At 70.1% G+C, this 21817-nt stretch carries 18 protein-coding genes; 6 read left to right on the forward strand and 12 right to left on the reverse strand.

Annotated features, from left to right (window positions below):
* Positions 1-407 precede the first annotated feature (407 nt).
* From ACYVF3_RS08850 to ACYVF3_RS08860, 3 genes are all read right to left on the reverse strand, one after another.
* Entirely contained in the window at positions 408-1322 is a 915-nt protein-coding gene (locus tag ACYVF3_RS08850; protein ID WP_461153672.1) for a glycoside hydrolase family 16 protein, read from the reverse strand.
* A gap of 193 nt (positions 1323-1515) precedes the next feature.
* Positions 1516-1704 (reverse strand): hypothetical protein, encoded by a 189-nt coding sequence (locus tag ACYVF3_RS08855; protein WP_461153673.1) that lies wholly within the window; start codon positions 1702-1704, stop codon positions 1516-1518.
* On the reverse strand, positions 1697-2887 hold the full coding sequence (locus ACYVF3_RS08860; RefSeq protein WP_461153674.1) for a PspC domain-containing protein: 1191 nt from the start codon (positions 2885-2887) through the stop codon (positions 1697-1699). The genes ACYVF3_RS08855 and ACYVF3_RS08860 overlap by 8 nt, the downstream gene beginning before the upstream one ends.
* 122 nt (positions 2888-3009) lie before the next feature.
* On the opposite strand from ACYVF3_RS08860, the gene ACYVF3_RS08865 reads away from it, so the two are divergent.
* Positions 3010-4341, forward strand: coding sequence for an ATP-binding protein (locus ACYVF3_RS08865; protein WP_461153675.1), 1332 nt, complete (start codon positions 3010-3012; stop codon positions 4339-4341).
* A gap of 41 nt (positions 4342-4382) precedes the next feature.
* Entirely contained in the window at positions 4383-5069 is a 687-nt protein-coding gene (locus ACYVF3_RS08870) for a response regulator (RefSeq protein WP_461153676.1), read from the forward strand.
* A gap of 110 nt (positions 5070-5179) precedes the next feature.
* On the opposite strand, the gene ACYVF3_RS08875 is transcribed toward ACYVF3_RS08870, so the two are convergent.
* Positions 5180-6139 carry a DMT family transporter gene (locus tag ACYVF3_RS08875; protein ID WP_461153677.1) on the reverse strand — a complete coding sequence of 320 codons (960 nt, stop codon included), beginning with the start codon at positions 6137-6139 and terminating at the stop codon, positions 5180-5182.
* A 110-nt stretch (positions 6140-6249) separates the two neighbouring features.
* On the opposite strand from ACYVF3_RS08875, the gene ACYVF3_RS08880 reads away from it, so the two are divergent.
* Entirely contained in the window at positions 6250-7149 is a 900-nt protein-coding gene (locus ACYVF3_RS08880) for a LysR family transcriptional regulator (protein WP_461153678.1), read from the forward strand.
* Between the two features lies 1 nt (position 7150).
* Here the strand turns inward: ACYVF3_RS08880 and ACYVF3_RS08885 are convergent, their stop codons facing one another.
* From ACYVF3_RS08885 to ACYVF3_RS08905, 5 genes are all read right to left on the reverse strand, one after another.
* Positions 7151-8704, reverse strand: coding sequence for a serine/threonine-protein kinase (locus ACYVF3_RS08885; RefSeq protein WP_461153679.1), 1554 nt, complete (start codon positions 8702-8704; stop codon positions 7151-7153).
* A gap of 245 nt (positions 8705-8949) precedes the next feature.
* Positions 8950-10344: a serine/threonine-protein kinase gene (locus ACYVF3_RS08890; protein WP_461153680.1), complete on the reverse strand. Its 1395-nt coding sequence runs from the start codon at positions 10342-10344 to the stop codon at positions 8950-8952.
* Between the two features lie 423 nt (positions 10345-10767).
* Complete coding sequence (locus ACYVF3_RS08895) at positions 10768-11502, reverse strand: hypothetical protein (protein WP_461153681.1); 735 nt, start codon at positions 11500-11502, stop codon at positions 10768-10770.
* Between the two features lie 110 nt (positions 11503-11612).
* Positions 11613-12482: a hypothetical protein gene (locus tag ACYVF3_RS08900; RefSeq protein WP_461153682.1), complete on the reverse strand. Its 870-nt coding sequence runs from the start codon at positions 12480-12482 to the stop codon at positions 11613-11615.
* A 303-nt stretch (positions 12483-12785) separates the two neighbouring features.
* Positions 12786-13106: a hypothetical protein gene (locus ACYVF3_RS08905; RefSeq protein ID WP_461153683.1), complete on the reverse strand. Its 321-nt coding sequence runs from the start codon at positions 13104-13106 to the stop codon at positions 12786-12788.
* A 125-nt stretch (positions 13107-13231) separates the two neighbouring features.
* On the opposite strand from ACYVF3_RS08905, the gene ACYVF3_RS08910 reads away from it, so the two are divergent.
* Both ACYVF3_RS08910 and ACYVF3_RS08915 read left to right on the forward strand, forming a co-directional pair.
* On the forward strand, positions 13232-13993 hold the full coding sequence (locus ACYVF3_RS08910; protein ID WP_461153684.1) for a 3-hydroxybutyrate dehydrogenase: 762 nt from the start codon (positions 13232-13234) through the stop codon (positions 13991-13993).
* A 49-nt stretch (positions 13994-14042) separates the two neighbouring features.
* Positions 14043-15359, forward strand: coding sequence for an MFS transporter (locus ACYVF3_RS08915; protein WP_461153685.1), 1317 nt, complete (start codon positions 14043-14045; stop codon positions 15357-15359).
* A gap of 44 nt (positions 15360-15403) precedes the next feature.
* On the opposite strand, the gene ACYVF3_RS08920 is transcribed toward ACYVF3_RS08915, so the two are convergent.
* A complete protein-coding gene (locus ACYVF3_RS08920) occupies positions 15404-15712 on the reverse strand; it encodes a chorismate mutase (RefSeq protein ID WP_461153686.1) in 309 nt (102 codons plus the stop codon).
* A gap of 315 nt (positions 15713-16027) precedes the next feature.
* On the opposite strand from ACYVF3_RS08920, the gene ACYVF3_RS08925 reads away from it, so the two are divergent.
* On the forward strand, positions 16028-18490 hold the full coding sequence (locus ACYVF3_RS08925; protein WP_461153687.1) for a UvrD-helicase domain-containing protein: 2463 nt from the start codon (positions 16028-16030) through the stop codon (positions 18488-18490).
* A 377-nt stretch (positions 18491-18867) separates the two neighbouring features.
* Here ACYVF3_RS08925 and ACYVF3_RS08930 read toward each other — a convergent pair whose 3' ends face one another.
* Together ACYVF3_RS08930 and ACYVF3_RS08935 are read right to left on the reverse strand one after the other, a co-directional pair.
* The gene (locus ACYVF3_RS08930) at positions 18868-20499 is read right to left on the reverse strand and encodes a class I SAM-dependent methyltransferase (RefSeq protein ID WP_461153688.1); all 1632 of its coding nucleotides are present in this window, start codon (positions 20497-20499) and stop codon (positions 18868-18870) included.
* Between the two features lie 102 nt (positions 20500-20601).
* Complete coding sequence (locus tag ACYVF3_RS08935) at positions 20602-21429, reverse strand: M23 family metallopeptidase (protein WP_461153689.1); 828 nt, start codon at positions 21427-21429, stop codon at positions 20602-20604.
* Between the last annotated feature and the right edge of the window lie 388 nt (positions 21430-21817).

Below are 21817 nucleotides of genomic sequence, written 5' to 3' on the forward strand. Positions count from 1 at the left end.
TCAGTGATCAACTGCTCTGTGGTCTCTTTGCTTGGCGGTGCGGGTAGCGGAACCTCAGACGCCTTCTGGGTCCGGGATCCGAGACTTGAGTATGGAACAGATACGCGGCGCTACGGCTGTCCTCCCCAGAAGACGTCTGAGAACCCGCGGCGGTGCGGGTTGCTGGGGTGGGGCACTGAGGAAGCGCCTTCGGTGCTTGCCTGACGTGGGTCGTGGGGAAGTTTTCATGAAAACTTCGGTCTTGTACCCCAGCAGGAGCCTGAGAACCCGGCGGTGCCGGTTGCCGGGGTGGGGCAGTGAGAAAGCGCCTTCGGTGCTTGCCTGACGTGGGTTTGGTTTTCTTGCTCTGAATGCAGGAGTCCCCCTTCGACGAAAGCCGAAGGGGGACTCCTGCATTCAGCGTTTGGTCACTGCTCGACCTTGACCCAGTCGACGAGGTAGCGGGCGGTGCCCGCCTTGACTTTGTCGACGCTCTCCTGGGGGAGGCCCGGGTAGGGCTCGGTGACGCCGTTGACGCCCTGCGGGTACTGGCCGCCCAGGGCGAAGTTCAGGATCATGAACTGCGGGTCGTCGAAGACCCAGGTCCAGCCGTTGTTGGCGAACTCCTGCTTGGAGACCGTGTAGGTCTGCGTGTCGTCGACGAAGAAGGTGAAGCCCTCCGGCGTCCAGTCCACCCGGTAGGTGTGCCAGTCGGCCGGGTCCTTGCCCTCGAAGTTCTGCTGGTTGTTGATCGGCGTGTCGCCGTTGTACTCGGGCCCGTGGATGGCCGAGCTCGTCCACGGCTCGCCGACGTGCTCCATCACGTCGACCTCGCCGCACTCCGGCCACGGCTTGCCCTCGTTGATGCTGGTGCCCAGCGACCACCAGGCCGGCCACAGACCCGAAGCCGTGGCGTTCTCCGGCAGCTTGATGCGCGCCGAGTAGGAGCCGTAGGTGAACTCGAACTTGTCCTCGGTCTTGATGCGTCCCGAGACGAAGTCGTAGGTGCCCCCGTCGGGAGCCTGGAAGCCCTGCTTGTAGCGCGGGTGCACCGCCAAGGCGCCGTTCTCGGCGCCGGTGCCGCCGTCGTGGTCGATGTAGAGCGTCTCGGGTGAGTCGACGTAGGCCTGCTGCTCGTTGTTGACGGTGCCGAAGTTCTCGCCGGTCACCTCGACCTGCCACTTCGAGCGGTCGAGCTCGTCGCCGGAGAAGTCGTCGAAGAAGACCTCTGCGCGCGGCTTGGCGTCCTTCGGTGCCTCGCCCGGGACCGCCGCCGCGGCGGACGGTAGCGAGACGAACAGTGCGAGCACGGCACCGCCTGCGAGCACGCGGTTCCTGGTCATTGCAGCTCCTTGCGGGATTGTGGGAGCAACGCCGTTCGGATCGATCAAGACCGCAGTATCTGCAGATCGGAGCCGCGCTCGGGAGGTGTTGGCGAGTTTTGGAAGAGGACAGATGGGCGGACGGGCGAGGAACGGGAAAAATTCCCGGAAAACCTCACCCCGGACCGCGAATTCCCAGGTGCGATTGGGAATCTCAGTCGCTGCGCCTGCGCAGCGAGACCACCAGCAGGACGATGCCCACGAGCACCGCGACGCCCGCCAGGATCCACTGCAACTGGCTCTCCAGGTCGAGCGCGACCGCGGCCGCGATGATCGCCGCGATGGTGCCCGCGATCAGCAGGATCGGGTCGGGGCCGTCGTAGGGCTTGCTCTCGTCAGTCACGGAAGACCTCCACAGTTCCGGTGCCCGCGGTCGCGTTGAGCACGATTTCGCCGCCGCCGGGACCGTCCTGGCCCACGTCGGTGATCGCCTGGTTCAGGTCCTCGCCGTTGGAGAACCCGTTGAGGCAGTTGATGTCGCCCACGTCGACGCCGCACCGCACCCGCACGTCCACCTCGGGGGGAACGCGGACGTGGACGGTGCCCGCCCCGACGCCGACGTCGGTGCGCAGGACCTGGCCGGTGCTCATCCGCAGCGCGGACAGGTCGACGTCGACGGTTCCGGCTGAGCGGTGGTAGGTCGGTTGGACGTCGGCGACCTCGACGGGGGCGACGTGCAGGTCGCCGAGGCTCAGGTCGTCCCCGATCCGGTACTGGTGCGCGACCGAGGAGAGCAGGGCGACCATCGCCAGCGGCACCGCGATCACGATGGGCCACCGGCCCACGTGCAGGAACGCTCCGATCATCATCGCCGCGCCCAGCAGGCCGAGCGCGGTCGCCGTCGCGAAGTAGCCGGGTGCGCCCAGCGACGCGACGGCCGTGGCGCCGACGAAGGCGACCAGCAGCGCCAGCGGGTTGTACCAGCGGAAGCGGCGGCGCTGGGGCTCCGGAGGCTCCGGGTCCTGCGGTTCCGGCAGGTCCCAGGCGAAGGGCGCGGCGCCCAGCGGGTCCCACGCGGGCGGCGTCTGCTGCTGCGAGGCGGTGCCCGGGTAGATCCAGGTGTTCTCGCCGGTCGGCGTCGCCTGCGGCGGCGGGTTCGACGTCCCGGTGACCTGGCGATCTCCCTGGTTGCGATGCAGGAAGTACAGGGCGACGGGTCCCGCGGCCAGCCCCAGCACCGCCATCGAGTTGATCATCCACAGCATCGCGGGGATCAGCAGGAGCACCAGCGTGACGGCGATCCAGGTCCGGGTGGGCTCGCGTCGCGGAGTCGTCTGACCGGGCAGGGGTGCGGCTTCCTTCGGGAACAGCAGCCAGCCCAGCATGTACAGCACGAGCCCGGCGCCGCCGTAGCAGAAGAGCACCACGAAGCCGACGCGCACGAGGATCGGGTCGACGCCGTAGCGCCGCGCGATCGCCGCCGACACCCCGGCGGCTTTGCTGCCCGTGCTCGGGCGGACGGGCCGGGTGGCCCAGAAGTCGCGCGCGGTGGCCTCGAAACCACCGGTCTGCTGCGTGCTGTTCATGACGACCACTATCCGTTCCGGCACCGGTCGCGAGTATCGGGGAGGCCCCTGAGTCCGTCCCGGAACCGGGTCGGTTCCGGGTTCATCAGGGCGGTCCCTGATGCCCTTCGGCCCTCGACCGTGTGACCATCGAAAACGTGATGGCCCCCGACGACCAGACCCAGCGCCCCCAGAACAAGGTGGACCCGCTGCGGGAGACCGACCGGCTGGAGCAGGCGACCGCGCCCACCGAGGAGCTGCGCCTCGCCTACCTGCCGCTGCGCCGGACCCGCGACGGGCGGTTGCTGGCCGGCGTGTGCGCGGGCGTGGCCGAACACCTGGGCGTGCGGGTGCTGTGGGTGCGGATGGTCTTCGCGATCCTCTCCGCGATCGGCGGAGCCGGGATCCTCGCCTACGCGCTGCTGTGGGTGTTCGTGCCGCAGGGAGGCGGCTCGCGCCCGGCGACGAAGCAGGAGTGGCAGCAGGGGTTCGGGATCGTGCTGCTCGGCATCGGCGCGCTGGTCGGCTTCGGCGCCGTTCTGTCGATGCCCACCTGGCTGACCGTTCCGCTGGTGGTGGCCCTGGTGGGGGCGGCGGTCGTGTGGCGGGAGGCCGACGACTCACAACGCCGCAGGTGGCGGCAGGGCGCTCGTTCCGGAGTCGCGGGCGCCCTGCTGGGAACGGGAGCCCGCAGCGCGTGGATCCGGGTCTTCTCCGGCGCGGTGCTGGTGGTGCTCGGCATGGCCCTGCTGGTGGGCAGCACGACGTCGCTGGAATCGCTGCCGACCGGGTTGCTGGCCTCCGGCGCCACGCTGGTGGGCGTGGCCGTGCTGACCGTGCCCTGGTGGGTCCGGATGGTGCGCGACCTCAACGTGGAGCGGGCCAGCCGCATCCGCTCGCAGGAGCGCGCCGAGATCGCCGCGCACCTGCACGATTCGGTGCTGCAGACGCTGGCGCTGATCCAGAAGCAGGCCGATTCCGGGCGCGAGGTCCGCAGGCTGGCGCGCGGGCAGGAGCGCGAGCTGCGCGGCTGGCTCTACGGCCCGGACGGTTACGGCGCCGAGCCGAACCAGGTCGAGGACAAGCGGACCTTCGCCGCCGAGGTGGCGCGGATCTGCGGTGAGGTGGAGGACCACTTCGCGATCACCGTCCAGCAGGTCGTCGTCGGTGACTGCGAGGTCGACGACCGGCTCACCGCTGCCCTCAACGCGGCCCGCGAAGCGCTGGTCAACGCGGCCAAGCACGCCGGCGTCAGCGAGGTCAGCGCCTACGCGGAGATCGAACCGGAACTGGTGTCGGTGTTCGTGCGCGACCGGGGCGCCGGGTTCGACCCGGCGGAGGTCCCCGACGACCGCCACGGGCTGGCCGACTCGATCCGCGGCCGCATGCAGCGGCACGGCGGAACGGTCAAGGTGCGCACCTCGCCCGGGCAGGGCACCGAGGTCGCCATGGAAATGCCCAGGTCGGCCGCGTGAAGCGTAGTCTGCCAGGGGAAACGACGTGTGCGGAGGATGTTGTGACCGGAGAAGCCAGCGAGGGGACCAGCCCGGTCCGGGTGTTCCTCGTCGACGACCACGCGCTGTTCCGCGCCGGCGTTCGTGCCGAGCTCGCCGCTGACGACGGCGTCGAGGTGGTGGGCGAGGCCGGATCGGTCGGTGAGGCCGTGGCCGGCATCGGTCACTACCAGCCCGAGGTGGTCCTGCTCGACGTCCACATGCCCGACGGCGGTGGCGCCGAAGTCCTCCGCCAGGTCCGGGCCCGGTCCGGCGACGACAAGGGCGAGATCGTCTTCCTCGCGCTGTCGGTCTCCGACGCGGCCGAGGACGTCATAGCGGTGATCCGGGGCGGTGCCCGCGGTTACGTCACCAAGACCATCTCCGGGCGCGAGCTGGTGGACGCGATCACCCGGGTCAAGGCGGGCGACGCGGTGTTCTCGCCGCGCCTGGCGGGCTTCGTGCTCGACGCCTTCTCCGAGGGTCCGAACGCGGCGCCGGTCGGGGACCCGGAGCTGGACCTGCTGACCCGGCGGGAGCGGGAGGTTCTGCGGTTGCTGGCGCGCGGCTATGCCTACAAGGAGATCGCCTCCGAGCTGTTCATCTCGGTCAAGACGGTGGAAACCCACGTCTCCAGCGTGCTGCGCAAGACCCAGCTGTCCAACCGCTACGAGCTCTCCCGCTGGGCATCGGACCGCAGGTTGGTCTGACCCTTCCAACCTCCCGCGACATCCGAACGGGAGCGGAACGCGGAAGTTTTCATGAAAACTTCCCCTGGTGCCCCCGGGGTCGGGAAGTTTTCATGAAAACTTCCCCGGGATCACTTCATCGGGTGGTTCGTGGCGAGCTCGGCGTAGAGCTGCGAACCGCGCTTGAAGGCGTCCCGGACGCGTCCCCAGAACGCCCCCTGGCCCGGCCCCTTGCGGTGTGTCAGGGCGACGCCGACCAGGACCACGGCCATGCCCAGCAGGACCCGGAGCGGGAGCTGCTCGCCGAGCAGCAGCCAGCCGAGCAGCACCGAGAAGATCGGCATGATGTAGGTGACGGTGGACGCGGTGGTCGCCCCCTCGTCGCCGATGAGCCGGTAGTTCAGGGCGAAGCCGATGCCCGTGCCGACCACGCCGAGGGCGAGGATCGCCAGCAGCGCCAACGGGTTCCAGTGCACCAGCCGCAGCCCGCCGATGGGCAGCGCGAGCAGCGAGAAGCCGATCGCCGCGGTGAGCTGCATGCTCGCCAGGGCCAGCGGTGGCGTGCCGCGGCCGGCGATGAACCGTCCTGTGTAGACGAACCCGATGCCGTAGCTGGCAGCCGCCGCCACGCAGGCGAGCACGCCCCAGGTGAGCAGCCCGCCGCCCTGCCAGGGCGCGAAGATGACCAGCACGCCCAGGAATCCGAGCAGCAGTCCGGCCGCGCGACGCGGTGGCAGAGCCTCGCGCCCGGCGAGCAGCCCGAACAGCACCGTCCACAGCGGTGTGGTCGCGTTGAGAACGCCTGCCAGCCCGGACTCGACGCTCTGCTCGCCCGCCGCCAGCAGCACCCACGGCAACGAGTTGGCGAAGAACGCGGCGACCGCCACGTGCTTCCACAGGTTCCGGTCGCTCGGGATGCTCAGGCCGCGCACCGCGCAGATCGACAGCAGGGTCAGCGCGCCCAGCACGATGCGGGCGAACGCGATCTGCGTCGGTGACATCGCTTCGAGGCCGAGCTTGATCAGCAGGAAGCTCGCTCCCCAGAACAGCGCGAGCGCGCCGAGCCGGGCGTAGCTGGCCGGGTTGTTCATCTCCGCTCCCCAGTGTCGTCGTGTCCTGAGATCAGAGTGCAAGAGCCGAGATGTAAGAACAAGCGAATTATTCTCAACGAACCGTTAAGCGTTCCTGTAGTGTTTGGGGCATGCTCGACGTCAGACGGATGCAGGTGCTGCGCGCGGTGGTCACCAGCGGCTCGGTGAGCGCCGCCGCGGCCAACCTCGGCTACACTCCCTCGGCCATCAGCCAGCAGCTCGCCACCCTGGAGCGGGAAGCCGGAACGCCGCTGCTGGAGAAGGCCGGTCGCGGCCTGCGGCCCACCCCGGCGGGCACGCTGCTGGCCGACCGCGCCGGGCGGATCTCCGAACTGCTCAACGAGACCGAGGCCGACCTCGCCGACATCCGGGCGGGCCGCACCGGCGTGCTGCGCCTGCGGTTCTTCACCACCGCGGCCGTCGGGCTGATCCCGCGCGCCGTCGCCAAGTTCCGCGCCGAGCACCCGGAGGTCACCCTGGACTTGCAGCTCCAGGAGGAGGGGCTGCTCGACGAGGTGGTCGCCGGAGAAGCGGACCTGGCCGTCATCGTGGTCGGCGACTCGCTGCCGGAGCGGCGCGGCGTGCGGCTGGTGCACCTGGCCGACGACCCGTACCGGGTGGTGCTGCCCGGTTCCCACCCGCAGGTCGAGCACGAGAGCGTCGACATGGCGAAGCTGGCCGACGAGTCCTGGATCAACAGCGCGGTGACCAGCGGCGGGATCTGCTCGCGGCTGCTGCGCGACGCCTACGCCAGCGCCGGTTTCACGCCGCGGGTCGCGCTGGAGACCGACAGCACCTACTCCGCGCAGGGGTTCGTCGCGGCCGGTCTGGGCATCGCCCTGGTGCCGCACCTCGGCCTCGACGTGGTGCACCCGGGCGTGGAGATCCGCGCGGTCACCAACCCCGCGCCGATCCGCCGCATCCACGTCGCCGTCCGCGAAGCCGTCGCCGACCTGCCCGCCACCCGGTCACTGATCGACTGCCTGGCGGAGACGGCGAGGACCGCCTGAATCAGCTCCGGTTGTCGGTGTTGATCAGCGCGTCGCCGTCGCTGTTGGCGACCATGCCGAGGACGTGCATCTCCGTGCTCTTCTTGCCGTCCTTGGTGAACTGGAGCGTGACCACCACGGTGGCGCCGGACTGCACCGGTTCGCCGATGACCTTCACGTCGTCGATCCGCTTCCAGAACGCCTCGTAGCGCTCCTTGCCCTGCGACTGCAGGCTCGGGCCGAGCAGCTCCCACGCGTCGTCGAGGTCCTTGGGCACCAGGGTGTAGTACTTCTTGACCGTGGAGACCAGCTTCTCCTTGGTCACCTGCTTGTTGCTGCTCGTCGCGCTGGACGTCGGGGCCTGGCTGCTGGTGGGCGCCGCGGACGTGGTCTTCGGCGCCGAGGTGGTCGTCGGGGCGGGCGCGGGCGCCGGCTTGGGCGCGGGGGAGGGCGCCGGAGCGCCCTGGTCCTGCGAGCCGGATCCGAACGCGTTCGCGGCCAGCACGCCGACCATGATCGCCACCGCGATCGCGAGGATCCACAGCGCCACCTGCTTGCCGCCGCGACGCGGCGGTGCGGAGGTCCCCGGACCGACCGGGACCGGTCCCGCGCCACCGACGCGGGTGGGCGGGTTCGCGCCGCCCATGCCGCCCTGGTGCGCCATCATCTGCCCGCCGTGCGGCGGGGTCGGCGCGGGCGGCTGCTGCTGGCGCTGCCAGCCGGCACCGGCCCCCGGCGCCGCGCTGGGCACCGGACGGCCGTCGAGCACGGCCTGCAGGAGGTCGCGGGTGTGCGCCATCGTCGGCCGGTCGACCGGGTCCGGGCACAGCATCTGCATCAGCACCGGCGTCATCGGACCGGCCTGGCGCGGCGGTTCGAACTGGCCGCGCGCCACCCGGTGCAGCAGGCTGATCGCGTTCTCATCGGTGCCGAACGGCGGACCGCCCTCGATGGCCGCGTACAGCGTCGACCCCAGCGAGAACACGTCCGAAGCCGGCGCCGGGTCGCGGCCCAGCGCGACCTCCGGGGCCAGGTAGGCGGGAGTGCCCGCGAGGATGCCGCTCTTGGTGACCGCGACGTCGCCGATCGCGCGCGAGATGCCGAAGTCGGTGATCTTGGCGAGGTCGTTCTCGCCGAGCAGGATGTTGCCCGGTTTGAGGTCGCGGTGGACGATGCCGGCCATGTGCGCCGCGGCCAGAGCCCCGGCCACCTGCACGCCCATCCGGGCCACCCGCATGGGCGGTTGCACGCCCTGCTCGTCGATGACCGCGGCGAGGCTCGTCGAGGGCAGGTACTCCATGACCAGCACGGGCTGGCCCTCGTCCTCGGCCACGTCGAACACGACGATGGCGTTCTGGTGCTGGAGGCGGGCGGCGATGCGGCCTTCGCGCATCGACCGCTGTCGCGCTTCCTCGGTTTCCTCGGGGGTGTAGCCGGGCTGCAGCAGCAGTTGCTTGACGGCGATCGTGCGGTGGAGGCGCTCGTCCACGGCCTTCCACACCACGCCCATGGCGCCGCTGCCGATCTTTTGCTGCAAGCGGTACCGGCCCGCGATCAAACGACCTTCGGCGCTCACCGGTGTCTCCTGGTACTGGCTCACCCCGACGGGGCTCGCCTGTCTAAGGACTGCCTGTTGTTGTTAGCACTGAGGGCGGACCGACTCCCCGCTGTCGTCTTCACCCGACGGTGTCACGCCCGCAGCCACGTTACTGGGCCCCGCCCCCCGGGCAGCACCCCGGGGCCGGAATGCGCCTGCGGCCGGGACGCTCACCTGTCGATGAGCGTCCCGGCCGCAGGGCGTGGAGCTGGATCCGAACTACCTCACTGCGTGGTGAAGCTGCCGCTCGGCTGAGTCGTCTTGGTCGGCTGACTCGTCGTCGGCTCTTCCTCGCTCGTCGTCGGCTCGTCGGACGTCGTCGGCTGCTCCTGCGACGTCGTCGGTTCCTCGGAGGAGGTCTCCGTCTCCCGCGTGGAGGTGCGGGTCTGCTTGGTGGTCGTTTCCTCTTCGCTGCTGGTCTCCGGCGGCGGGGCCGGAGGCAGCTGTTGCTCGGTCTGCTGGTTCGCAGGCTGCGGCGGCGGGGGCTGCTGACCCCGCAGGGCGGAGGTGACCAGGACCGCGATCACCGCGACGGCGACCAGCGCGATCGCCGAGATGATCACCGGGCGCTTGCTGCGCCGGGGCTCCTCGTAGACCGCTCCGTCGGCGCGGTGATCGGCACCCATGTACGACGTCGCGTCCTCGTAAGGCCGCTCGGAGTACGGGTCGTCCTCGTAGTAGGCGACCGTGGTGCCCGCGGCGTCGCCCGCGCCCACCACGCTCGTCGCCTGGTCCGGGGGTTCCGGTGCCAGCGCGGGCGGGATCGGCGCGGCCATCGTCGGGATGGAGCTCACCGAGCCGCCGTCGGCGACGGACTGCAGCATCTCGCGGACCTGCGGCATGTCCGGCCGGTCCTGCACCCGCGCGGTCATCATCGCCATCAGCGGCTGGGCCATCGGGCCCGCCTGCTGCGGAGGCTCGATCTTGCCCGCGGCGACGGCGTGCAGCAGCGCCAGGGTGTTCTCGTTGAGACCGAACGGCGGGTGCCCCTCGATCGCCGCGTAGAGCGTGGCGCCGAGCGAGAACACGTCGGACGCCGGAGTCGGCTCCTGGCCCATCGCCACGTCCGGCGACAGGTAGGCGGGCGTCCCGGCGAGCATCCCGGTCTTGGTGACCTGGACGTCGCCCTGAGCCCGGGAGATGCCGAAGTCGGTGATCTTCACCTGGCCGTTGTCGCCGAGCAGGATGTTGCCCGGCTTGATGTCCCGGTGCACCACGCCCGCCGCGTGCGCGGCGCCCAGAGCCGACGCGACCTCCGCGCCGATCCGCGCGACCTCGCGCGGAGGCAGCGGGCCGTGATCGGACATCATCGCGGCAAGGCTCGTCGATGGCAGGTATTCCATGACGAGCACCGGCTGGCCCTCGTCCTCTGCCACGTCGTACACCGAGATCGCGTTCGAGTGCTGGAGCCGGGCCGCGATCCGGCCCTCCCGCATTGCCCGTTGCCGCGCTTCCTCGGCTTCACCCGGATCCAGACCGGGCTGCAACAGCAACTGCTTGACCGCAACGGTGCGGTGCAGGCGCTCGTCAACACACTCCCACACCACGCCCATCGCGCCACTGCCGATGCGTCGCTGCACCCGGTAGCGTCCGGCGACCAGGCGACCTTCGTCGCTCACCGACGTCTCCCCGTACTGCTATCGATGCCCAGCGGCGCCGCTGCCCAGGGATCCCGGGCTTGGCCCACCGAACATCGGCGGATTAGGGCGGACCGGCTTTGGCCCCCCACAAGTACACGTTCAAAGCACGACTCGGGTTGCTACCGAACCGCGATACGGCAGCCTAGCCGACGCCCGTTGTGCGTAGGTCCGAAGTCGAAAAGATCGGTAAGACCCGTTTCGAGCTTACGCCGCGCACCTCGGAGACCGCGGTGGCCGGGTCCCGTCCAGATGCTGTTTCCGCTGGTGATCGGGGTCCGGCCGGTTCGGCCTCCGCGAGCTTGTGACTCTCGGCACCGATCGGCTCACGTCACGGTACCGGCGGCGGTCCTTCCGATCGGATCGGGTGCGGTGCTGCGGGTCGTTGCCGCATCGTTGTGCATCTCAACCGGGTGGCAGCTGCCGCGCGGCGCGCAGCTCGGCGCCGCTGATGCGCGGCAGCGGGCCGGGCGAGACGTGCAGGTGCTGGTCCAGCAGCACCCGCCGCTCGTCCGGGTACGTCGCCTCGACCTGCGCGCGCACCGATCCGTCGCGCTCCATCCGCAGCTCGGTGATCCGCACTCCGGTGACCGGCTCCCACGCCCTGCGGAGCTCGTCGGCGTGCCCGAGCTCGGGTGCGAGCAGTTCGCCGAGCCGGTCCGGGGCATCCAGCGCGCGGCGGTAGAACTCCTCGACGAGGCCGAGGGTCGTGTCCTCGCTGCCCGCCGCGGGATTCGCCAGGTGCGCGTCGCCGGGGGCGGTGTCGAGGACCGCGGCATCGGTTCCGGTGGTGTCGGCGAAGCCGCCGTTGCCGGTGAACGGCCAGGTGGCGTCGAGCACGAGATCGGGGCGCAGCGCGAGCGCGCCGCTGATCGGGGCGGCGGAGTGAGCGGGCCGCGGGAGCTGCGCCGGCTTGTCCATGATCAGCGCGCCCGCCCCGGCGGCGGAGATCAGCAGCAGCACGCCGAGCGCGGTGAGGACGACCAGCCCGCCCAGCGGTTGCTTGGTCGACCCGGGGTCAGCGGCGCCACCGAGATCGCCCGCCGACGGGCTGGTGCCGGGGATCTGCGGGCCGCGCCGGATCAGCTCGGCGACCGTGACGGTCTCGTCGAGTGCCGTGCGATCCCTGGTGTGCTCCACGGCGTGAAGACGTACTCGCCTTCCGTCCAGATAGGAAGGATTCTCAGATAGATCACCGGAAGGGATGGCACCGAAGATCACGAACGGAGCAGTGCCTTCACGATCCGTGGTCAGGAGACCGGTTCGTCCGACGCGATCATCGGGCTGTCGGCCATCTCGTAGCGGAGCACGCGGCGCTCGGTGACCACCGAACCGTCCGGCAGGGTCAGCCGCAGCGTGTGCGCGGTGCTGGTCGGCGTCACGTAGACCTGCACGACCTCCACCCGCGTCGCGTGCGAGTAGCGGGAGGCGAAGGACTCGTAGCCCTCGGCGCGCAGCGGACCGGTGGTCATCGCGTACGCGCCCGGCAGATCACCGGCGGAGATCGCCGCGTAGTACTGCTCGCCGCGCTGCTGCATGGCGTCGGTGTCGGTCAGCTGCAGCAGCTGCGGGGCCTCCGTGGTGGGCGGCTTGCTCGGCTGAGGAGGCGGGTTCGTCCCGGGAGCTCCGCTGCCCGGAGTGCCGGGGTCCTCGTCCTCATCGGATCCCTCGCCCGGTGCGACGGCTCCGCCCGGTTCGGGCGTCCGGGTCGGCGTGGGCACCGGGAACGCGGCCAGCTGGTTCGGGCTGACCGAGGACGGCGTGGCGCTGGTGCTGCTGCCGTCGGCCGCGGAGGGCCGGGTCGGGTCTCCGGTCAGGAAGTAGGGGTCGCGCAGCTGCGGGTACTCGCCGCCGCGCGGCATGCTCGGCAGCTCCAGGCCCTCGATGCTGGTCGTGTGGTTGGCCAGCAAGGTCGTGGCGAACATCAGGCCGCCCAGCGCGGCCGCCGACGAGCCGATCGCGAACCACGCCGCGCGACGCCAGCTCGGCGGCGGGGTGACCGAGGCGGGCACCATGCCGAGGTCGAACTTGTGCAGCCCGCCCACCGGGGCGGTGTCGGTCAGCGGGTCGATCACCACCCGGGGCGAGGAGTCCTCGGGCCCCACGCGCTGCGCGGGCACGACGAGCCCGGCAGCGCCGGGGTCGGTCCTGCGGTGCCGGCCCGGTGCAGGGGCGTGGACCGGTGACGGTGCAGGTGCGTGGGTGGGTGCCGGCGGCGGCCAATCGAGTCGGCCGCTCCAGCCGGTGGTTCTGCCGGTGTGCATCGGAGGTCTCGACTTTCTCAACCCGCATGGGTTCACGGCGAGCTTCGCGTGGTTGAGATCGGTGCTCCGATCAGCACACTTGATCCACCGGACGGGTGATATTCCCGTTCGGCCACTCGAACGAACGTCACCGAAAGGCGGACCGAGGATGCGGCAGGCTCAGAAGTCTCCCTTGCGGAAGCGGCTCTGCGAGGTCTGCAGCGCCTTCAGCGAACCGGCGCCGCCGCCGAGGCCGAGCAGGGTCGCGAAGACGTCCGCCCCCACCGTGTCACCGGTGTTGATCAGCAGCGCCAGCAGCGTCACGCCGAGGCCGACACCGGCGATCGGGTAGCGCTTCTTGGCGAAGTCGGCGGCGGGCTGTCCGCCGGGGCGCTTCTTCGCCGCGGAGGTCAGCATCGCCAGGTAGCCCGCGTGCCCGCCCGCCGCGATCACGGCGCCCAGCGTCACCAGGAGTGCGACCAGACCGATAACCATGCTCATGGCTCCAGTCTGCTCCTCCGCGAGGCTTGTCCGATATGGGGGATCCCCCTGATTCACGAATCGGTTCGAAAACTTTGTGAATCAAGTCTGGTTCGGGGACGTCGGCACGCTTAGGTTCTGTCGCTATGAGCGAGCGAACCGGTCTCGACCTCAACGGTGCACGAGTTCTGGTCACGGGGGCGGCGAGCGGTATCGGAGCCGCCGTCACCAGGAGATTCGCCGCGGCGGGAGCCGAGGTGATCGCTGCCGACAAGGACGCCGATGCCGTCACCGCGCTCGCCGCCGAGCTGGGCGGCACGGCCCGGGTGGTCGACCTCGGCGACCCCGACAACGCCGGCGACCTCGGCGAAGGCGCGGACGTGGTGGTCAACAACGCCGGGCTGCAGCACGTCGCGCCGCTGCAGGAGTTCCCGCCGGAGGTGTTCGGCACGATCCTGCGCGTGATGGTCGAGTCGCCGTTCCGCATCGTGCGGTCCGCGCTGCCGGGCATGTACCAGCGCGGCAGGGGCCGGATCATCAACATCTCGTCGGTGCACGGGTTGCGCGCCTCGCCGTTCAAGAGCGCCTACGTCACCGCCAAGCACGCCATCGAGGGCCTGTCCAAGACGATCGCGCTGGAAGGCGCCCCCTACGGGGTCACGTCGAACTGCCTGTGCCCGGGCTTCGTGCGCACACCGCTGGTCGAGCGCCAGGTCGCCGAGCAGGCCCGGCTGCACCGCGTGCCCGAGGAGCAGGTCATCGAGGACGTGCTGCTGGCCCGCACCCCGGTGAAGCGGCTCGTCGAACCCGACGAGGTCGCCGAGCTCGCCGCCTGGCTGTGCGGGCCGGGGACGACGTCGATCACCGGAGCGTCGCTGTCAGTGGACGGGGGCTGGACGGCGAACTGACCCAGGGTTTCCCGAGGTGCACACCGGCTCGTCAAGGAGGACGCCAGCCATGACCACCGAGTCCGCTCCTGCCAGATCGTCGACCGCCAGGGTGGTGCTGGCGAGCCTCGTCGGCACGACCGTCGAGTGGTACGACTTCTTCCTCTACGGGTCGGCCGCCGCGCTGGTGTTCAACCAGCTGTTCTTCCCGGCGGGCGATCCGCTCATGGGCACCCTGCTCGCGTTCATCACCTACGCGGTCGGCTTCATCGCGCGCCCGCTCGGCGGTCTGGTCTTCGGCCACTACGGCGACCGGATCGGCCGGAAGAAGCTGCTGGTGCTGAGCCTGGTGATGATGGGCGGCGCGACGTTCGCGATCGGCCTGCTGCCCACCTACCAGTCGGTGGGCGTGCTGGCCCCGCTGCTGCTCACGGCGTTGCGGCTGATCCAAGGGTTCGCGATCGGCGGCGAGTGGGGCGGTGCGGTGCTGATCGTCTCCGAGCACGGCTCCAGCGAACGCCGCGGCTTCTGGGCGTCGTGGCCGCAGGCCGGGGTCCCGCTGGGCAACGTCTTCGGCACCGCGGTGCTGGCGGTGCTCGCGGCGGTGCAGTCCGACGAGGCGTTCCTGGCCTGGGGCTGGCGGGTCGCGTTCCTGCTCTCCGGCGTGCTGGTGCTGATCGGCCTGTGGGTGCGGCTGGCGGTCGCCGAGTCGCCGGTGTTCCTGGAGGCGCAGCGCAAGGCCGAGGAAGCCGGCACCGAGCAGAAGCCGCCGATCCTGGAGGTGCTGCGCCGGTACCGGGGCGAGGTGCTCACCGCGATGGGCGCCCGGTTCGCGGAGAACGTCGTCTACTACGTGCTGACCTCGTTCGTGCTGACCTACGTGGCCACGTTCCTGGACCTGCCGCGCGGGGTCGCGCTCAACGCGGCCCTGATCGCGTCGGTGCTGCACTTCATCAGCATCCCGATCTGGGGCGCGCTGTCGGACCGGTTCGGGCGGCGGCCGATCTACCTGCTGGGCACCTTCGGCACGGGCGTGTGGGCGTTCTTCTTCTTCACGATGCTCGACACCAAGTCGTTCTGGGTGATCACCTTCGCGACCACGGTCGGGCTGGTGTTCCACGGTGCGATGTACGGGCCGCAGGCCGCGTTCTTCGCCGAGCTGTTCGGCACCAGGGTCCGCTACTCGGGCGCGTCGATCGGCTACCAGCTGGCGTCGATCGTGGCCGGTTCGCTGGCGCCGATCATCGCGACAGCCCTGCTCGCGGCGTTCGACTCGTCGCTGCCGATCTCGATCTACGTCGCGCTGTGCTCGGTGGTCACCCTCTACGCGGTGTTCCGGGCTCCCGAGACGCGCGAGCGCGATCTGGCGGCCGACCACGCGGTGTGACGTCGAAGGGCGCCTTCGACCTGGTCGAAGGCGCCCTCGGCGGCTCAGGACTGACCGAGCCGGCCCCTGCCGAGGCGCAGCAGGATCATGGCGATCTCGCGGCCTTCCGGGCCGAGGTCCCGGTACCGGGCGAGCACGTCCATCTCGCGGTTGTAGACGATGCGCGGGCCTCCTGCGGCCATGCGCGCCTGGCCGACCTGCTGGGAGATCTCCGCCCGCCGCTTGATCAGGCGCAGGATCTCGGCGTCGAGGTGGTCGATCTCCTCGCGGAAGTTGGTGATGGCCTCCGCGGCGGCCTGCTCAGTCGAGGGCTTCTCCGACTGCGGTTGGTCACCGTCCACAGTGGCGTTCATCGGACGTCATCCTCCGGCTCCGGCCCCGTCCCGTCCCGGAACGCGAAACGCCCCGAGTCCGAGGACTCCGGGGCGTCGTAGTGGTTTGAGCGCTCACACAGCTACGGACGCCGGAGTCCCGGGCCCGTAGTAAAACTCGTACTGCTGCGTTCGCACGTCTCCAGTCTGCCACAACCCCCGATGCCGATCCACTGCCTGGGCAGTTGGTCCCATCACGTGGACGGGTTCACCCGGACGAGGAACGCGGGCCTTGATCGTGTTGCGCGACCGGCAGATTCGGGTTCTGTCCGGGGGGTTCGGTAACGTGGACCAGCGATGAGCACCCCCCTCGATCTCGAATGGCACGGCGACGATCCTTCGGTCGCGCAGCCCTCCGCGCCCAGCTCCCGGTCCGGTCCGGATCCGGACGCGCTGCTGGTCGGCCTCAACCCGCAGCAGCGCGATGCCGTGACCCACTCCGGGTCGCCGCTGCTGGTGGTGGCCGGTGCCGGATCGGGCAAGACCCGGGTGCTGACCAACCGCATCGCCTACCTGCTGGCGGGCGGGGTGCACCCCGGTCAGATCATGGCGATCACCTTCACCAACAAGGCCGCGGCCGAGATGAAGGAGCGCGTCGCCGACCTGGTCGGTCGCCGCGCCAACGTGATGTGGGTGTCGACGTTCCACTCGATGTGCGTGCGGGTGCTGCGCCGCGAGGCCAAGACGCTCGGCATGTCGTCGAACTTCTCGATCTACGACTCCGACGACTCCAAGCGGCTGGTCACCATGATCGCCCGCGAGCAGGACCTGGACTCCAAGCGCTACCCGGCGCGGACGCTCGCCATCAACATCTCGAACCTGAAGAACGAGCTGCTCACGCCGGAGGACGCGGCCGAGCGGGCGGGCAACGACATGGAGCGCAAGGTCGCCCAGGTCTACGCCGCCTACCAGCGCAGGCTGGTGGAGTCCAACGCGATGGACTTCGACGACCTGATCATGCGCACGGTGGAGCTCCTGCAGCAGCACCCCGCGGTCGCCGAGCACTACCGCCGCCGCTTCCGCCACGTGCTCGTCGACGAGTACCAGGACACCAACCACGCGCAGTACGTGCTGGTGAGGGAGCTGGTCGGCACGTCGGCGTCGGACAGTGGCGTGGAGCCCGCCGAGCTGTGCGTGGTCGGTGACGCCGACCAGTCGATCTACGCCTTCCGGGGCGCCACGATCCGCAACATCGAGGAGTTCGAGCGCGACTACCCGCAGGCGCGCAGCATCCTGCTGGAGCAGAACTACCGCTCCACGCAGACGATCCTGTCGGCCGCGAACGCGGTGATCAAGCGCAACCCGAACCGCCGCGACAAGCGGTTGTGGAGCGACGCCGGTGACGGCGAGCAGATCGTGGGCTACGTCGCCGACAACGAGCACGACGAGGCCGCCTTCGTGGCCGGCGAGATCGACCGGCTGGTCGACCAGGGCGAGGCCACGTTCAACGACATCGCGGTCTTCTACCGCACCAACAACCAGTCGCGCGTGTTCGAGGAGGTGTTCATCCGCCTCGGCCTGCCGTACCGGGTCGTCGGCGGAGTCCGCTTCTACGAGCGCCGCGAGGTCCGCGACGCCCTCGCCTACCTGCGGGTTCTCGACAACCCGGACGACACCGTGAGCCTGCGGCGCATCCTCAACGTGCCCAAGCGCGGCATCGGCGACCGCGCCGAGGCCGTGGTCGCCGTGCATGCCGAGCAGGAGCGGGTCTCCTTCGCCACCGCGCTGCGCAAGGCCGCCGCCGGTCAGGTCCCGCTGCTCAACACCCGCGCGCGCAACGCGATCTCCGGGTTCGTCGAGCTGCTCGACGAGCTGCACCAGGTCGCCGCGGAGAACGACGTCGCCGAAACCCTCGACGCGCTCCTGGAGCGCACCGGGTACCGCGGCGAGCTGGACGCCAGCGACGACCCGCAGGACGCCACCAGGCTGGAGAACCTCACCGAGCTGATCACCGTCGCCCGCGAGTTCACCGAGGCCCGCGCCGGGGCCCCGCTGCCGGAGGACGCCGAGGCCTCGCCGTCCGCGGAGGCCGTGGTGTCGGGCGTGGGCCCGGAGGCCGACGACGAGGACCCGCTGGCCGACGACTCGCTGGGCGCGTTCCTGGAGCGCGTCTCCCTCGTGGCCGACGCCGACTCGTTGCCCGAGACCGGCGACGGCCTGGTCACCCTGATGACCCTGCACACCGCCAAGGGCCTGGAGTTCCCGGTGGTCTTCTCGGGCGGCTGGGAGGACGGCGTCTTCCCGCACACCCGGGCCCTGGGCGACCCGGCCGAGCTCGCCGAGGAGCGGCGGCTGGCCTACGTCGGCATCACCCGCGCCCGCCAGCGGCTCTACCTGTCGCGCGCGATGATCCGCTCGGCCTGGGGGCAGCCGATGACCAACCCGGCGTCGCGGTTCCTCACCGAGATCCCCGAGGAGCTGATGCACTGGCGGCGCATCGAGCCCGAGCGCGCCGCTCCGCAGGTCCGCAGCACGTGGGGCAGCCGGGGCGGCGGTGGCGGTTTCGACCGCACCGGCGGTGATTCGGCGCAGGCGGGCCTGGCCGAGCGCGGCATGCGCAGCACGAGCATGAAGGGCTGGAAGGACACGGTCGCCCTCAAGCTCGACGCGGGCGACAAGGTCACCCACGACAAGTACGGCCTGGGCACGGTCGTCTCCACCGACGGCGAAGGCCCCCGCGCCACGGCTACCATCGACTTCGGCACTGCCGGCACGGTCAAGCTCATGCTCATCGGCAGCGTCCCCCTCACCAAGCTCTGACCGAACACCACCCAGACCTGGACATCACCGGGCCCCGAATGTCACCAGCTCCCAGTTTTAGGGGTCGTTGCAGAATCACCTTGCTTGGCGGTGCGGGTAGCGGAACCTCACACGCCGCCTGGACTCCGTGCGCCACTCCTGATGTATGCCAATACACGGCGTCGCGGCGTACTCGCCAGACGACGTGTGAGAACCCGCGGCGGTGCCAGCTGAGTCCCACACCTGAAACAGCGGCTCCGCCGCATTCTGAAACGACTCCTTAGTCCAAACTGAGCCATGATCATGTCCGAAATGTCGGCTCAGTTTGGACTAAAACTGGGATTTGCCCGGGATTTCGCAGCGCGAGGGGCCTTCGGGTCGCGATTGGCCTCAGGCGGTCAGAAGCGGTAGTCGAGGACTCTGCCGAGGCGGTTGAGGGCGGGGATCCTGGACGCGGTCCGGAACGCGATCCTGGCCGGGAGCGGGTAGGCGGCGAGTTCCGGGGCGTCCAGGAACGACCCTTCCGACACCAGCTGCAAACCGGGGATGTCGCGTTCGAGGTCGTGCGGATCGTCGATGGCCCAGTGCAGTCGGGATCCGGAGCGGGTCACCGCGGGGTTCGCCTTGTTGTTCAGCCGGATGCTCAGCGCGTTGAACGCGTCGAAGATGAGCTCCCCGCCGGGGAAGTGGTCCACGATCCGTCGCAGCAGGGCGTGCCCGTCCTGCTCGGTCAGGTACATCACCAATCCTTCGGCCACGACGAGAACCGGCTGATCGGAAGGGATTTCGGCCAGCAGGCCCGGGTCGGTCACCGACTTGCCGATGACGTGCCGGTTCTTCGAGGCCGGGAACAGCTGCCTGCGCAGCTCCACGACCTCGGGCTGATCGACGTCGTACCACTGGACGTCGGCGGGCGGGTCCACCCGCTCGAAGCGGCTGTCCAGGCCGCAGCCCAGGTGCAGCACGGTCATGCCCGGGCGCAGCGCGCCGCGCACCTGGTCATCGATGGCCTTCGCGCGGATCGCCACGGAGATCGCGTTGTTCGCGCGCATCCCGAACCGGGTGAAGTCGTAGTCGACGCGGCTCACGGCGTCGTCCGCCCACCGGTCGTGCAGCATCGGCTCCGGCGCGCGGTTGTCCAGGGCGCGCAGGTACAGCGTGGCGAGCATCGTCGCGGCCGGTCCGGTCAGCTCGATCGGGATCCGCTTCTCCCGCTCGAAGCCGAAGTGCACCACCCGCATCGCGTCGCGCAGCGGTGCGACGTTGTTCATCGCCTTCGCGATGAACCGGTCGCGCGGCGCGACCTTCGCGACCCCGGGGAGCGTGGTGACCGCGACCGCCTTGCGCAGGTGCAGGCCGGGCACCTTGACCTCCAGGTCGTGCGGGTCGCGCACGCCCCAGTGGAAGCTGGCGCCGGTGCTGCGGAGGAATCCCGAGTACTTCGCGGCCTGGACGGTCCACGGCGCGACCACGTCGAAGAGCATCTCCCCGCGACCGAACCGCTCGACCAGCCGCCGCAGCAGCGCGACCCCGTCCGCCTCGGTCAGGTACGGCGTCAGGCCCTCGGCGATGACCAGGGTCGGCCGACCGGCCGGGATCTCGTCCAGCCAGCCGGTTTCGGTCACCGAGGACGCGATCGTGCGGTGGTTGTCCCGGACGTGCGGGTAGAGCCGGTCGCGCAGCTCGACGACGTCGGGCATGTCCACGTCGAACCACAGGGCTTCCGCGGGCACGTCGAGGCGGAACGGCCGGGAATCGAGGCCGCACGCCAGGTGCAGCACGACCGCATCCGGGTGTTCGGCGAGGAATTCCCGCGCCCTGTCGTCGATCTCCTTGGCGCGCAGGACCACAGCCATCATGTCGCCGGAGTCGAGTCGCAGGCGGGAGAAGTCGAAATCGATGCGCGCCGCCAGCTCTTCGGCTGCGCGGTCGCCGAGCACCGGGTCGTCGCGGCGGCTGTCGAGGGCGCGTGCGTGGAGGGGACCGAGGAGCGTCTGCTGCGCTCCGGTCAAGCGGATCTGTTCGGCCACGGCGCAACGCTACTGCGATCGCGGCGGGAGGGGCGTCAGCAGCGCGTAAAAAAGGTTCGGCGACCGCGGGATGGTCGCCGAACCTCGGGGAAATGCTCGTGATCAGGTCGGGGAGATGCCCCGCTCGCGCATCCACGGCAGCGGGTTGATCTTCTTGCCACCCGCGTTCCACACCTCGAAGTGCAGGTGGGTGCCGGTGGAGAAGCCGCGGTTTCCCATGGTCGCGATCTGGTCGCCCGCCTTGACCTTGTCGCCTTCGTCGGCGGTGATGGTGTTGACGTGGCCGTAGACGGTGATGGTGCCGTCCTCGTGCTGGACCCGGACCCAGAGGCCGAAGCCGCTCGCCGGTCCGGCCTCGATCACCACGCCGTCGGCGACCGACATGATCGGCGTGCCCTTGGCGTTGGCGATGTCGATTCCGTAGTGGGTGGTGCCCCAGCGGCCGCCGAACCCGGAGGTGAAGTTGCCCATCGCGGGAACGTGGAACTTCGGCTGCTTGGCGGCTTCCTCAGCCGCGCGCTGAGCTGCCTCGCGCGCCTCGGTGATCCGCTCGCTCTTGGTCAGCTTCTCCATCTCGGAGCTGACGTCGGAGCTCTTGGCGACCGGGAGCATGGCGGGCGCGGGAGCGCTGCCGCCCATCCCGTTGTAAGCGGGGGAGTCCCCGGCCATCGCGGTGTTGAACGAACCCGCGGCATCCGAGGGGTTGAAGTCGTCGTTGTCGGCGGAGGCGCTGCCTTCGCCGGCTGCAAGCGACTGGCCCGCTGCTGCGAATGCGCCCGCCGCGACTGCGGCGACTACGACGCGACCGCGCCAGGCCGATGCTGTTGAAGCACCCCGGCTCCGGTCCCGCTTGCTGGAGGAGTCGTCGGGGGACACCTCCGGATAGCCGGGAACGGGTCGTACGCCGCCGGGGGAGCGGTGGTGAGCCAATGCCTGCCCTTCCGTCTCGGGGAGCCTGATCCAGCGGGCCCGGAACGGGGATTTCCGGGTGCCGGTCGGGGAACCGGCCGAAGGTTGTCCTTCGTGATCAGACCGTGACAACGGACCGGGGGACAGTAACCAAGCTGATCCCCTAGGGGCAAATCCCGATCTGTGACGCGTCGTCGACCGCGCGTGGTCGAGAGGTCCGTCGCAAGGCGGTTCCCCGCCGCTGCGCGAACACTGCGCGTGGTCGTCGCGCAGCGGAGCCACCTGCGGGTTCGTGATCGCCACCGGTGATGCCGAACGGCCCAGCGGACCCGAATTTCGGAACCGATCCGGTCACCCGGGGTGGGTTGTTCGTGTTGCAAGTCACACCTCAAGAGCGTCTTGTCGGCGT

This window comes from Saccharopolyspora tripterygii (genome assembly GCF_054778355.1).

Bases quoted from the DNA above. Each gene is read 5' to 3' on its own strand.
- ACYVF3_RS08880 (WP_461153678.1), top strand. From the start codon at position 6,250: ATGCTCGACGTCAGACGGATGCAGGTGCTGCGCGCGGTGGTCACCAGC.
- ACYVF3_RS08910 (WP_461153684.1), top strand. From the start codon at position 13,232: ATGAGCGAGCGAACCGGTCTCGACCTCAACGGTGCACGAGTTCTGGTC.
- ACYVF3_RS08925 (WP_461153687.1), top strand. From the start codon at position 16,028: ATGAGCACCCCCCTCGATCTCGAATGGCACGGCGACGATCCTTCGGTC.
- ACYVF3_RS08905 (WP_461153683.1), bottom strand. From the start codon at position 13,106: ATGAGCATGGTTATCGGTCTGGTCGCACTCCTGGTGACGCTGGGCGCC.
- ACYVF3_RS08875 (WP_461153677.1), bottom strand. From the start codon at position 6,139: ATGAACAACCCGGCCAGCTACGCCCGGCTCGGCGCGCTCGCGCTGTTC.
- ACYVF3_RS08850 (WP_461153672.1), bottom strand. From the start codon at position 1,322: ATGACCAGGAACCGCGTGCTCGCAGGCGGTGCCGTGCTCGCACTGTTC.
- ACYVF3_RS08920 (WP_461153686.1), bottom strand. From the start codon at position 15,712: ATGAACGCCACTGTGGACGGTGACCAACCGCAGTCGGAGAAGCCCTCG.
- ACYVF3_RS08915 (WP_461153685.1), top strand. From the start codon at position 14,043: ATGACCACCGAGTCCGCTCCTGCCAGATCGTCGACCGCCAGGGTGGTG.
- ACYVF3_RS08860 (WP_461153674.1), bottom strand. From the start codon at position 2,887: ATGAACAGCACGCAGCAGACCGGTGGTTTCGAGGCCACCGCGCGCGAC.